This window comes from Microcystis sp. MC19, assembly GCF_003019735.1.
Lineage (GTDB): Bacteria > Cyanobacteriota > Cyanobacteriia > Cyanobacteriales > Microcystaceae > Microcystis.
Map to the genome: position 1 here is coordinate 750,549 of NZ_CP020664.1, position 12,152 is coordinate 762,700.

Below are 12,152 nucleotides of genomic sequence, written 5' to 3' on the forward strand. Positions count from 1 at the left end.
ATTAAACCCCTAGAAAGTGATGTTTTCTGGGGGCTTTTGTTCAGGTAAGTTTTAGTTAGGGTTGCCAGAAAAACCTAATCTTTGTGTCCTTTGTGCCTTTGTGGTTGTTCATATTATTAAGTAGGTAGGCACAATTATTTGTAGGATGGGTTAGCGGTAGCGTAACCCATGCGGGCGTTGGGTTTCATGCTTCAACCCAACCTACGTTCATTTTATATTTAATTCCACCCACCTACTTATAAGCTGAGACACATTTGGTCAATTGCCATAGAAGTTCTCATCTAAGATTTGCTCTGGCAAGAAAGGACAAATTTGAGGATAATCATTTTCTGGGGGAATCCGAACACCAAATTGAGCGAGTTTCCCTTCCTTAATTGCCACTTGACGAGCATCTGGATAAGCTTCCTCAATGGCAGTTTCTAGATAGGATTTCAGGGAAGGCGTATTGCGTAAGTTTTTCTCAATTCGCTGGCGATGCTCAATAATAGAACAATACCAGCTATCCTTCATTGATGGCGGTGCGTCGTGCTGTACTTTTAATTTGAGCAAATGAGCCAAAAGAATCATCAAATTACTTTCTAAAGTTCTTTTTTCCGATTTTCCCAACTCGGTTAACTCCTCAATTAAGTTATCAGTATCCAGCGCAGCAAATTCCCGCTTCTGTAGGTGGCTAATTGTTGTTGCGAGCCATACTTGAAAATCTTGTTCGTAGAGAGTTTTGGACATAGCGATAAGTTGTTCCTTCGAGTCAATAACTAGATTGATAACTAAGCGGCTACAATTCTCAAGGCGTTACTAATTTCTAGCTTCCCTTGTAGTTTACCAAAAAATCACCTAAAATTGAAACTAAGTAGGTAGGCGTTAAAAATTATCAGATGCCCCCCTTATTAAGGGGAGATCCCCCCGCCTATCGGCACCCCCCTTATCAAGGGGGCTATCCATTAGTCAGATCTTTCTTAACAAAAAGAGAAGAAACTTAAAAAAAGGGGAAACGATTGATAGGTATAGTTTTGAAAGAAGGAATTAAGGTGGAGGTAAGCAAAAAAATGGAGAAATGGGCAGCCCAAGAATTACAGTATGCAGACCTAGGGGACACCAGAAGAAAGAAAAGGTTAATCAGTATCGTAGAAAACTTGGCCAGCCAACCTAGTACAAGTGTGCCACAAGCTTCGGGAAATCTAGCCGCCGCCAGTGCCACCTACGACTTTTGGAATTCCCCCTATTTTCACCCCTCAGATATAATTGCCGCCCAAGCTAAAAGTACAGTAGAAAGAATCAAAGAACATCCAATAGTTTTGGCAGTGCAAGACACAACAAGTTTAGACTTTACGACGCAAAAAGCCAAAAAAGGAATGGGTTATCTAGATTGTAAAACATCCTTTGGTCTCAAAGTTCATACCACCTTAGGAGTCTCAGCGCAAGGAGTACCTTTAGGACTGATTAATCAATATGTCTGGGCAAGAGAAGAAAAGAATTTAGGGATTGCCAAGCAAAGAAAAAAAAGAGAAACTCAAGAAAAAGAAAGTCAAAGATGGTTAGATTCTTTGTCAGAAACACAACAACAAATACCCGAAGAAATTCAAGTAGTAACAATCGGAGATTCTGAGGCAGACATATTTGATTTATTTGCCCAGTCAAGAAATCCTAACTCTCATTTATTAATTCGAGGAACTCATAACCGAAAAGTTAACTATCTCGAAGACAAGCAAAGGTCAGGGCATCCAGAGACTAAATATTTACATCAATCCATCAGAGAAATAAAAGCCTGTGGTAGCCTAGATGTGCAAGTAAAACGCAATCCTAATCACGAGGCTAGACTAGCTAAACTAACAGTTAGATTTGCCAGTTTTGAAATACAAGTACCTAAGCATCACTCGAAAGCGAACCCTCGTCAACCGGTCAAATTACAGGTAATTTTAGCTGAAGAAGAAAATCCGCGTCCTGGAGTTAATCCTATCAGTTGGCTCCTCTTAACTAGCCTAGACATTAGTAGCTTTGAATCAGCGATAACCTGTGTGCGCTGGTATAGTTATCGCTGGTTAATAGAACGCTATCATTTTGTTTTAAAAAGTGGTTGTGGATTAGAAAAACTGCAATTAGAAACGGGTCGGAGAATTGAGATGGCCTTAGCTACCTATTCAATTGTAGCTTGGAGATTACTTTGGTTAACCTATCAAGCACGCTTACACGGAGAGGAGAGTTGTGAAAGTTTTTTGGAAGAACATGAATGGCAATCTTTGTGTGCCACTATTCATAAAAAGAGTCCGCCACCTAAAAAGCCGCCCTCCTTTCGAGAAGCGGTCAGAATGATTGCTTCTCTTGGGGGGTTTTTAGGTAGAAAAGGTGACGGTGAACCAGGTGTTAAAACTATTTGGTTGGGACTGCGAAGGTTACATGATATCAGCGAGACTTGGAAACTGTCTCATCAAATTAGTTCCCCCATAGAACCCCCTTGAGCCATCTGGCACACTTTTCTCTTTTTGTCAAATTTTATGTTAAGAAAGATGTGACTAATGGATAGATCAAGGGGGGCAGGGGGGATCGAACCTAAAATTTATCTTCAATTTAATTATAACCAGCTACTTATCTGTATCCCTTGCTGACTGCATCTGGCTCCCTACACCATTTTCTACTATCTTTGAGCAAACCCGCAAAAGATAAGGAGTTAAAACTATGCCTTTAAGTTGGAATGAAATAAAAAATCGCGCCATCGCTTTTCAAAAAGAGTGGGAAGGAGAGACTTCAGAAAAAGCAGAATCTCAATCTTTTTGGAATGATTTTTTTAATGTCTTTGGCATTTCACGGCGTAGGGTAGCCAGTTTTGAGCAACCGATAAAAAAAGCAGATAATAAACAGGGTTTTATTGATTTACTCTGGAAAGGAACGATTTTAGTTGAGCATAAATCGAAGGGTAAAGATTTAGAAAAAGCCACACAACAGGCTAAGGATTATTTCCCCAATTTAAAGGAACATGAGTTACCGCGTTATATTTTAGTCTCGGATTTTCAACGGTTTAAATTATATGATTTAGATTCGGGCAATCAATCTCCCCAGGAATTTGAATTAAGTAATTTTGTTGATTACGTTCATTTATTTGATTTTATTGCTGGTTACGAAAAGCGAGTTTATAAAGACGAAGATCCCGTCAATATTCAAGCAGCCGAGTTAATGGGAAAACTTCATGATTGCCTCAAAGAAATTGGTTATATGGGGCATGATTTGGAAGTTTATCTAGTGCGTTTATTATTTTGTTTATTTGCCGATGATACGGGTATTTTTAATAAGGGGATTTTCTGGGAATATATTGATCTACATACCAAAGAAGATGGCAGTGATTTGGCGATGCACATCGCTTATATTTTTCAGGTTCTGAATACACCAGAAGAAAAAAGATTAAAAAATCTCGATGAGAATTTAACTCAATTTCCCTACATAAATGGCAAGTTATTCGAGGAGTCATTACAGGGTAAGAGCATCTCAATTAGGCTTGACAAAAGGCTTTCAGCACAGCCATCATATAGTTATTATCCATGGCCGCCCGTTTACTTTTTTGTGCCAGACTACGTCGGTAAGTGGATTCCTGGTTAAGAGCGTTAAGTGCTACTCGTCTCAAGAAGGCTCCCATTACGAGGGCTGTGACCAGAGCGAATCCGACATTGATCCTCATTAAAAGTAACATCTAAAATCCAATGAGCCTGATTTTCAATGCCCCAATGTTTACGAATAGCATTACCTATTTTTTGAGCATCAGCAGGGAGAGAACTGAGATAAAATTGGACTTCACAAGTGGTTTTATTCCAAAGATGACGAACTCGTTTAACCATGATAATACTTTGAAGTCCTTGCCATTGAGCCTGTTGATAAAGACCGCCGAAAGCTTCTAAAGGTACAGCCCAACACCAACGTTTTTCGAGGCGATGATGACCTTTTTCCAGACGGTAATCATAACTAAATTGAATACCATCAAATTGATGTGCTTGAGCTTGCTCAAACCAGTTTTTGACCTGAGTATAAAGAGTCGGATGATTAGCTTTAAGGGCGACAACGTAGTCAGCTTTTTTGGCTTGAATATGATTAATAATCGCCGTTTGAGTTCCCATAGCATCTAGGGTGATAATTGCCCCTTGAAGGTCTAACAGTTCTAGTAAAGCGGGAATAGCAGTAATCTCATTGGATTTATCTTCCACCTTGACTTGTCCTAAAACTAATTTCTGCTCCCCCGCCCAAGCCGTCACTAAATGCAAGGCTTTAATTCCTTGATTACGGTCGTAAGAACCTCTGAGACTTTTCCCGTCTATGGGAACTATTTCCCCCGAAAGAGAACCGATTAAATGGGGCAGCCATTGAGACAAAACTTTGTCCAAAACTTCCGGGTTAATCCGTTCAAAAACCCGCCGAAAAGTGTCATCAGAAGGAATGCCATTAGGTAATTCTAAAAACTCAGATAACCAAGACTGCTTACTGAGTCCATAATTTTCCATGTCTTCCCAACCTTTGGCTCCTGCTATAACTGCTAAAACAGCAATGACTAAAATATCAGTTAATAAATGTTTTTGGGTTCGGGACGCTCTTGGGTCAGGAATATCTTGAAGATAAGTCAATAAACTAGCTTGAATTTCATTTATTGATGTTAAAGGAAGCTCAGGTTTTAGTTGAGCTTTATTTCCGGTGGGGAGAACGGGAGCAAAACCTTTACCCATGAGCTATTTCCTCATTAATTTTCATCAACAACAGTGAGACTAAGGCTAATTATAAATTATACAGAGGTAGCAGCGGCTAAGTCTGGGTACTGGCAGTGCGGGACGGTGCTATGGCGATTTGATTACCCTATTCAGAAATCTTTGTCAAGTACAATTTATACCAAATTAGATGAGCTTACCCTGGGAGTCATTACCCTTAGCGGCTTTTGATAGCAAGATGCGAGTCATGTTATTAGAAGCTTGTGCTTTTGATTGGGGAAAAATTTCCCCTGCTATTTTTGGCTCTATGTTTCAAGCGGTAATGAATCCAAAAGAGCGACGCAATTTAGGGGCGCATTATACCTCCGAGAAGAACATTCAAAAGGTGATTAAACCATTATTTTTAGATGATTTACACAGGGAATTTGAGAAGATTAAAGGCAATCGCAATAAATTACTAGAATTTCAGAAAAAGATTGCTAATTTATATTTTCTCGATCCTGCCTGTGGTTGCGGCAACTTTTTAATTATTACCTATCGGGAGTTACGAGATTTAGAGATTTTGGTATTACAGGAGTTAGATAAATTAGATAAAACGGGGCAGTTAGTAACAGATATTAGTACCATTATTCAGGTGGATGTGAATCAGTTTGCTGGTATTGAATACGATGAGTTTGCGGTGAGGGTGGCAGAGGTGGCAATGTGGTTAATTGATCATCAGATGAATGTTAAGGTTAGTAATACTTTTGGTCAGTATTTTGTGCGTTTACCATTAAAGAAAGCGGCAAAGATTGTTCATGGAAATGCCTTACGGATTGATTGGGAGGAACTTATATCAAAAGAGAAGCTCAATTTTATTTTAGGTAATCCTCCTTTTGTGGGGAAACAGTTACAAAATGCTGACCAAAAGGCTGACATGAATCATGTTTTAGGGGACATTAAAGGAGCAGGTGTTTTAGATTATGTGACCGCATGGTATATTAAAGCGTCTGAATTTATTCAAAATAGTTTAATTCGTTGCGCTTTAGTTAGTACAAATTCTATTTCTCAGGGTGAACAAGTTGGTGTTCTTTGGCAAGAGCTTTATCAAAAATATAAAATAAAAATTCATTTTGCCCATCGAACTTTTAGCTGGAGCAATGAAGCAAAAGGAAACGCCGCAGTTCATTGTGTTATTATTGGTTTTGGGCTAGAAGATATTGACAATAAACGTATTTTTGATTATGCTGATATTAAAGGAGAACCGACAGAGAGAAGGGTTAAAAATATTAATCCTTACCTGACAGAAGGAAATGATTTAATCATTTTAAAGAAAATAAAACCCATTTGTAACGTGCCTGAAATGATCAAAGGCAGCCAACCTACAGATGGTGGTAATCTTCTGATGAATGACGAGGAAAAAGAACAGTATATTCGACAAGAACCCGCAGGAGAAAAATTTATTAAGCCTTTTATTTCTGCTGATGAGTTTCTGAATAATAAAAGACGCTGGTGTTTTTGGTTAACAGAAATACAGCCTAAAGAATTAAAGCAGTTGCCCCTATTATTAAAGAGAGTAGAAGCTGTTAAAGAAATGCGTTTGGCTAGTTCTAAGGTTGCGACAATTAAATGGTCGCAGTTCCCAACATTATTTACTGAAAATAGACAGCCAAAAACTAGCTATATTCTAATACCGCGTCATTCTTCAGAGAATAGAAAATATATTCCATTTGGTTTCTTTAGTCCAGATTATATTGCTAGTGATAGTTGTCTCTTTGTTGCCAGTGCTGATTTATATTTATTTGGTATTCTTACTTCAGCAATGCACATGACATGGGTTAAATATGTTTGCGGACGATTAAAAAGTGATTACCGTTATTCAAACACCATCGTTTATAATAACTACCCCTTTCCAGAAAATATTACCGACAAACAAAAACAAACCGTTGAAACTTGCGCTCAAACTGTGCTAGATACAAGGGTAAAATATCCTGATAGTAGCCTTGCGGATTTATACGATCCTTTAACCATGCCTCCGGACTTGCTCAAAGCTCACCAAAAACTTGACAAAGCCGTTGATTTGTGTTATCGTCCCCAACCTTTCACCAGTGAATTAAACCGTATTGAATACCTCTTTGAACTCTACGAAAAATTAACCGCTCCCCTACTCCCTACCAGCAAACAAAAACCCTCGAAAAGAAAAAATCCTCAATAACGAAGACAGGAGACTCCGAGACTCCGAGGCAGGAGGCAGGAGGCAAAAGGCAGACTTCGGCAGGAGACAGGAGGCAGCTTTGTTCTCCCCACTCCCCACTTCATAATTCATAATTCATAATTCATAATTCCCACACCCCACACCCATCCCTAAGCGCCGCAATTCCGGAGATTATATAAAAAAACACCCAGAACAATCGAGGTGATGGACAATACTAAAGGTTGTGTAGGTCATCAGAAAAGCCCTGTCAGGGTAAAATACTATGAAACTAGCGTCACGAGTCAATCAAGTCACCCCCTCCCTTACCCTAGCTATCGACTCTCTGGCCAAGGAAATGAAGAAAAACGGCGAAGATGTCTGTAGTTTTAGCGCCGGGGAGCCAGATTTCGACACACCCATTCACATCAAAGCTGCCGCGAAAAAGGCCCTCGATGAGGGAAAAACTCGCTACGGACCGGCTGCCGGAGAACCGGGGTTAAGAAAAGCCATCGCTGAGAAATTGCTGCGGGATAATCAACTAGCATACAATGCCGATAATATCATCGTTACCAATGGCGGTAAACAGTCTCTCTATAATCTAATCATGGCGTTAATTGAAGCGGGGGACGAAGTAATTATTCCCGCACCCTACTGGTTGAGTTATCCTGAAATGGTGACGTTAGCGGGAGGAACATCGGTTATAGTGAACACTAGCCTAGAGAATCACTATAAAATCACCCCCGAACAGCTAGAAGCGGCAATTACACCGAAAACTAAATTATTTGTTCTCAATTCTCCCTCTAATCCCACCGGTATTGTCTATACTCCCGAAGAAATCGCAGCTTTAGCAAAAATTGTGGTTGAAAAGGATATTTTAGTGGTTTCCGATGAAATTTACGAGAAAATCCTCTATGATGGCGCAATTCACCGCAGTATCGCTTCTTTTGGTCCGGAAATCTTTCAGCGCAGTATTGTTAGTAATGGTTTTGCTAAAGCTTTCTCGATGACGGGGTGGCGCGTCGGTTACATAGCAGGACCGGTGGAAATTGTCAAGGCCATGACTAAGATCCAAGGTCATAGTACCTCTAATGTCTGCACTTTTGCCCAGTACGGTGCGATCGCTGCTTTGGAGAGTCCCCAAGATTGCATCGAGGAAATGGTCAAAGCTTTTAGCGAGCGCCGACAGTATATTTTAGAACGAGTGCGATCGCTCCCTGGACTCAATTGTCCTACTCCCAACGGTGCTTTTTATGTGTTTATCGATATTAGTCAAACTGGTTTAAAATCCCGGGATTTTTGTCAGAAACTCCTAGAAACCCAAAAAGTAGCCGCTATCCCCGGTATTGCTTTCGGTGCTGATGATTGTATTCGTCTTTCCTATGCTACAGACCTAAAGACGATTGAAAAAGGATTCGATCGCATTGATCAGTTTATCGGTACTTTGTAGGATGATTACTGTGTCTGTTAGGGTGAATTTTGTTCGCCCTTTTTTTTGGGTTTAACCACTTAGCTATTAGCCTTCAGCCGTCAGCTTTTATTTATTCTCCCCCGCAACGCACGCGAAGTAGTCTCCCTGCTCCCCAATTCATAATTCCTGATTCACCCCCTGTGCAACTATATTTTTAGTCTTGATTTACAAGGCTCTCAGAAATCAGCAGAGATAAAGTATCCTCTGGAACCCTGATTCTGTCGTTTTCAGTTGCACATCGCGTTAATTCATAATTCATAATTCATAATTGATAATTCATCGGGGCTTTTGTTAAGTTACATTAAGCCCTACAATAAAATTCTAGGGAGTTAGACGAAATTCGCTCGATCGCTCGGTCCTATCCGCTCCTAGCTGAGACAGAGAAAAGATAGCGCATCGAGAAACAGAAAACTTGAGCTACTCAGGCCTTCGTCAATACTGCCCTTGTCATCTACCTTGAGTTATAACCTAGTGTCCCAAACCCTACCTAAACCTGCCCTAAAAAGAGAATTTTTGCCATTTACCCTACAGGATATCCGTCTAGCTATCCCGGCCCGTTGCTTCCAATCAAGCGTTTTTAGCTCTTTAGCTTACTTTTTTTTTGATATTGGCATTATTACCCTGCTTTACTGGATAACTTACCAGATTAATCAAGCATGGTTCTTCCCACTTTTTTGGTTTATGCAGGGAACCATGTTTTGGGCCTTATTTGTCGTCGGTCACGATTGCGGTCACGGTTCCTTTTCCCGTTATCGTTGGTTAAATAACTTAATCGGTCATCTCAGTCATACTCCCATTCTCGTACCTTTCCACGGTTGGCGCATCAGTCATCGCACCCATCACGCTAATACTGGCAATATCGACACCGATGAAAGTTGGTATCCCGTCACGGAAACCCAGTATAACAATATGGCTTGGTACGAAAAATTAGCTCGTTTTCAGCTAATTTTATTTGTTTATCCCCTCTATCTTTTCCGTCGTTCCCCTAATAAACAGGGGTCCCATTTTATGCCCGAAAGCCCCCTCTTTCGCCCCTCGGAACGCTGGCAGGTACTGACTAGCACCTTTTGCTGTACCTTTATGTTCGGTCTATTAATCGGGGTGGGTATCAGCCAAGGCTTTTGGTTTCTGTTTAACTACTACATCATGCCCTATGTCGTCTTTGTGGTTTGGTTGGACCTGGTGACATTCCTACACCACACCGAAGATGATATTCCCTGGTATCGCGGTCAAGATTGGTACTTTCTCAAAGGGGCGCTTTCTACCATCGATCGCGATTATGGCATCTTTAATCCCATCCATCACCAAATTGGTACTCACGTCGCCCATCACATTTTTATCACTATTCCCCACTATCATCTCCAAGAAGCAACCGAGGCTATCCGTCCCGTCTTAGGAGACTATTATCGCGTCTCGAAAGAACCGATTTTCAAATCTCTCTGGCGGTCCTACCGCAATTGTCATTTTGTCAGTGACCAAGGCAGTAAGATTTTTTACCGCAAAAACTGATCCTGTCTTATCCATCAGGAGGAGGAGGCAGCAAAATCTGCCTCCTCTTCTCACACCGAGAATAGTTGCCAAAACTAGCAATAAAGTCTTTTTCTGGATTTGGTTCAGTGGCAAGGAATTAAGCTGATGCAGTGAAATTGAACAACGTACAAAGGGAATGACATCGGCAGCATTGGCCAAGAATCAAACAAATATCTAATCTGTTCTCTAGGATTTGATCATTTTGCTTTTCAACAGCTACTGACAAGAGGATATTAAGCGCCTAGAATCTAAAAATTTACGATCAAGCAGGTCTAAATAGTGAGTTTTTATGATACTGTCTATTGTACTAGCTCAATTATAACTTTGCTATAAAAGATTAATTACTCAGACAGCAAAAAAAGTGGCAGATTATGACACAGGCAATCCTTACTCAAATCTTGAATCAGCTTGAGACTCTTGAGCTAAAAGAACTTCAGCTGCTTAATCAGAAGATTCAACAGTATCTTATGGATAAAGAAGAAGCTGAGAAACAAGCGGTATTTCACCAATCTCTTCTTGATGCTGGATTAGTCAAGCAGATTAAGCGTCCTTCATCTCAACCGATAACTGAGCGACGATTGATTGAAATCGAGGGAAAACCTATTTCAGAAACGATTATTGAGGAACGCCGTTAAATGGCACTTTATTTCTTAGATAGTAGTGCCTTGGTCAAGCGTTATATCAGCGAAACTGGTTCAGCATGGGTATTGGAATTATTTACTGATGCTTTAAATAATGAAATATTTATTGCCGCAATCGCCAAGGTAGAAATTGTAGCTGCTATTACGCGAAGATCCCGCACTGGAAGTATTAGCGTTACCGATGCAGCGGCAATAGTTCATCAGTTGAGAAAGGACTCGCTTAAAGATTATCAAGTCATTGAAATTACCGAAAGTATAATTAATTCAGGAATGGTATTAGCGGAAACTTATGGTTTAAGAGGTTATGACGCAATCCAGTTAGCAGTAGGTTGTGCTGTTAATACACTTTGCCTAGCTAGTGGTTTACCTTCTATCACTTTTGTCTCGGCAGATAATGAATTGAATGTTGCTGTTATCAGTGAGGAATTGCTGATGGAAAATCCTAATAATTATCCATCTTAAGTAAGCGATAAGCTGTGAACTCTGAAATTTTTAGAGTTTAAAAAGGTGGAAAAAATAATCCCCTTCAAGGGAGTAAAGGAATTAAGCTGATGCAGTGAAATTGAACGACGTACAAAGGGAATGACATCGGCAGAATTGGCCAAGAATCAAACAAATATCTAATTGGAGAAGCAACTAGAAATGTACCAAAGGAAATTAAGTATCGCTATCCTCTTATTCCTTGTCGTTTAATCGGAGGAATGAGAAATATTTAGAAAAGGTGCTATGATGCTGAACAATACTTAACTTGTGTTAGAATCGGTTAAGTAGGTAGGCACAATTATTTGTAGGATGGGTTAGCGGTAGCGTAACCCATGCGGGCGTTGGGTTTCATGCTTCAACCCAACCTACGTTTATTTTATATTTAATTCCACCCACCTACTTATGTTGTTAATTTAAGGGATAGTTACATGAAAATTGTTACTGTTACTGAGGCCAAAGAACAAGTTGATGAATTAGTGAATGATACCAATGATAATCATCAACCGATTTTGTTATCTGGTACGAAAAAGAATGCTATTTTAATTGCTGAGGAAGATTGGAACTCTATTCAAGAAACGCTTTATTTGTATTCTATTCCTGGTATGGTAGATTCAATTATTGAAGGTGGCAACACTTCCATTGAAGATTGTCTGGATGAGGCGGGTATCAGAGCAATTTTAAATGGATAATTGGCAGTTGGTTTTTAAGCGAAAAAAGATGCTGAAAAGCTGGATCGTACTGGGTTGGCAAAACAAGCTAACGAGTTATTAAATATTCTTAAGTCAAATCCCTATCAATCTTATCCTGTTTATGAGAAACTCAGTGGTGATTTAGCGAGCTATTATTCTAGACGTATTAATATTCAGCATCGTTTGGTTGATCAGGTTATTCCAGAAGAGAAGGTTGTCAAAATTATACGGATGTGGACTCATTATGAATAACCCCTTTTAATTTATTTTACCTAAAATGTCGGATGGATGCCCCCGCTAGATTTTTCGACAAGATACTCACCTTTGCGGGGGATGAAATCCGACCAGAATATCAACTGCGAAGCACGATTTTCATTCTACTATTTGTAGGTAAACTGTGTTATACTTAATTTAGCCAGGGTCGAGGATTAATCAATGCTAGTCGTAGAAGCCAAGTTAAAAAACGGGACACCAGAGAGGCAGGAAAAT

8 protein-coding genes and 3 pseudogenes are annotated in these 12,152 nt (G+C 39.9%); 9 read left to right on the top strand and 2 right to left on the bottom strand.

Going from position 1 to position 12,152, the window contains the following annotated elements; translation table 11 throughout:
* Positions 1-258: 258 nt before the first annotated feature.
* Positions 259-726, bottom strand: coding sequence for a DUF29 domain-containing protein (locus tag B5D77_RS03820; RefSeq protein ID WP_002750864.1), 468 nt, complete (start codon positions 724-726; stop codon positions 259-261).
* Between the two features lie 320 nt (positions 727-1,046).
* Between B5D77_RS03820 and B5D77_RS03825 the strand changes: the two genes are divergently transcribed.
* Both B5D77_RS03825 and B5D77_RS03830 read left to right on the top strand, forming a co-directional pair.
* The gene (locus tag B5D77_RS03825; protein WP_106909948.1) at positions 1,047-2,456 is read left to right on the top strand and encodes an IS4 family transposase; all 1,410 of its coding nucleotides are present in this window, start codon (positions 1,047-1,049) and stop codon (positions 2,454-2,456) included.
* A 217-nt stretch (positions 2,457-2,673) separates the two neighbouring features.
* Positions 2,674-3,462: pseudogene (locus tag B5D77_RS03830) on the top strand (type IIL restriction-modification enzyme MmeI); the annotation flags it as partial.
* Positions 3,463-3,481: 19 nt separating this feature from the next.
* On the opposite strand, the pseudogene B5D77_RS03835 reads toward B5D77_RS03830, so the two are convergent.
* Positions 3,482-4,700 (bottom strand): annotated as a pseudogene (locus B5D77_RS03835) (ISAs1 family transposase).
* A gap of 286 nt (positions 4,701-4,986) precedes the next feature.
* Here B5D77_RS03835 and B5D77_RS03840 point away from each other — a divergent pair.
* The 7 genes and pseudogenes from B5D77_RS03840 to B5D77_RS03875 all read left to right on the top strand — a co-directional run bounded on the left by B5D77_RS03840 (position 4,987) and on the right by B5D77_RS03875 (position 11,915).
* Positions 4,987-6,873, top strand: a complete 1,887-nt coding sequence (locus B5D77_RS03840; RefSeq protein WP_254053079.1) for a DNA methyltransferase — start codon at positions 4,987-4,989, stop codon at positions 6,871-6,873.
* 262 nt (positions 6,874-7,135) lie between these two features.
* Complete coding sequence (locus B5D77_RS03845; RefSeq protein ID WP_106908316.1) at positions 7,136-8,299, top strand: pyridoxal phosphate-dependent aminotransferase; 1,164 nt, start codon at positions 7,136-7,138, stop codon at positions 8,297-8,299.
* 492 nt (positions 8,300-8,791) lie between these two features.
* Positions 8,792-9,829, top strand: a complete 1,038-nt coding sequence (locus B5D77_RS03850; RefSeq protein ID WP_106908317.1) for a fatty acid desaturase — start codon at positions 8,792-8,794, stop codon at positions 9,827-9,829.
* Positions 9,830-10,221: 392 nt separating this feature from the next.
* Positions 10,222-10,485, top strand: coding sequence for a hypothetical protein (locus tag B5D77_RS03855; protein WP_002800342.1), 264 nt, complete (start codon positions 10,222-10,224; stop codon positions 10,483-10,485).
* On the top strand, positions 10,486-10,953 hold the full coding sequence (locus B5D77_RS03860) for a type II toxin-antitoxin system VapC family toxin (RefSeq protein ID WP_008202187.1): 468 nt from the start codon (positions 10,486-10,488) through the stop codon (positions 10,951-10,953).
* Positions 10,954-11,402: 449 nt separating this feature from the next.
* The gene (locus tag B5D77_RS03870) at positions 11,403-11,663 is read left to right on the top strand and encodes a type II toxin-antitoxin system Phd/YefM family antitoxin (RefSeq protein WP_008202189.1); all 261 of its coding nucleotides are present in this window, start codon (positions 11,403-11,405) and stop codon (positions 11,661-11,663) included.
* Positions 11,656-11,915 (top strand): annotated as a pseudogene (locus B5D77_RS03875) (Txe/YoeB family addiction module toxin). The gene B5D77_RS03870 and the pseudogene B5D77_RS03875 overlap by 8 nt, the downstream one beginning before the upstream one ends.
* The last annotated feature ends 237 nt before the right edge of the window (positions 11,916-12,152 follow it).

Coding starts and splice junctions, on each gene's coding strand:
- B5D77_RS03855 (WP_002800342.1), top strand. CDS start 10,222: ATGACACAGGCAATCCTTACTCAAATCTTGAATCAGCTTGAGACTCTT.
- B5D77_RS03825 (WP_106909948.1), top strand. CDS start 1,047: ATGGAGAAATGGGCAGCCCAAGAATTACAGTATGCAGACCTAGGGGAC.
- B5D77_RS03860 (WP_008202187.1), top strand. CDS start 10,486: ATGGCACTTTATTTCTTAGATAGTAGTGCCTTGGTCAAGCGTTATATC.
- B5D77_RS03870 (WP_008202189.1), top strand. CDS start 11,403: ATGAAAATTGTTACTGTTACTGAGGCCAAAGAACAAGTTGATGAATTA.
- B5D77_RS03840 (WP_254053079.1), top strand. CDS start 4,987: ATGTTTCAAGCGGTAATGAATCCAAAAGAGCGACGCAATTTAGGGGCG.
- B5D77_RS03845 (WP_106908316.1), top strand. CDS start 7,136: ATGAAACTAGCGTCACGAGTCAATCAAGTCACCCCCTCCCTTACCCTA.
- B5D77_RS03820 (WP_002750864.1), bottom strand. CDS start 726: ATGTCCAAAACTCTCTACGAACAAGATTTTCAAGTATGGCTCGCAACA.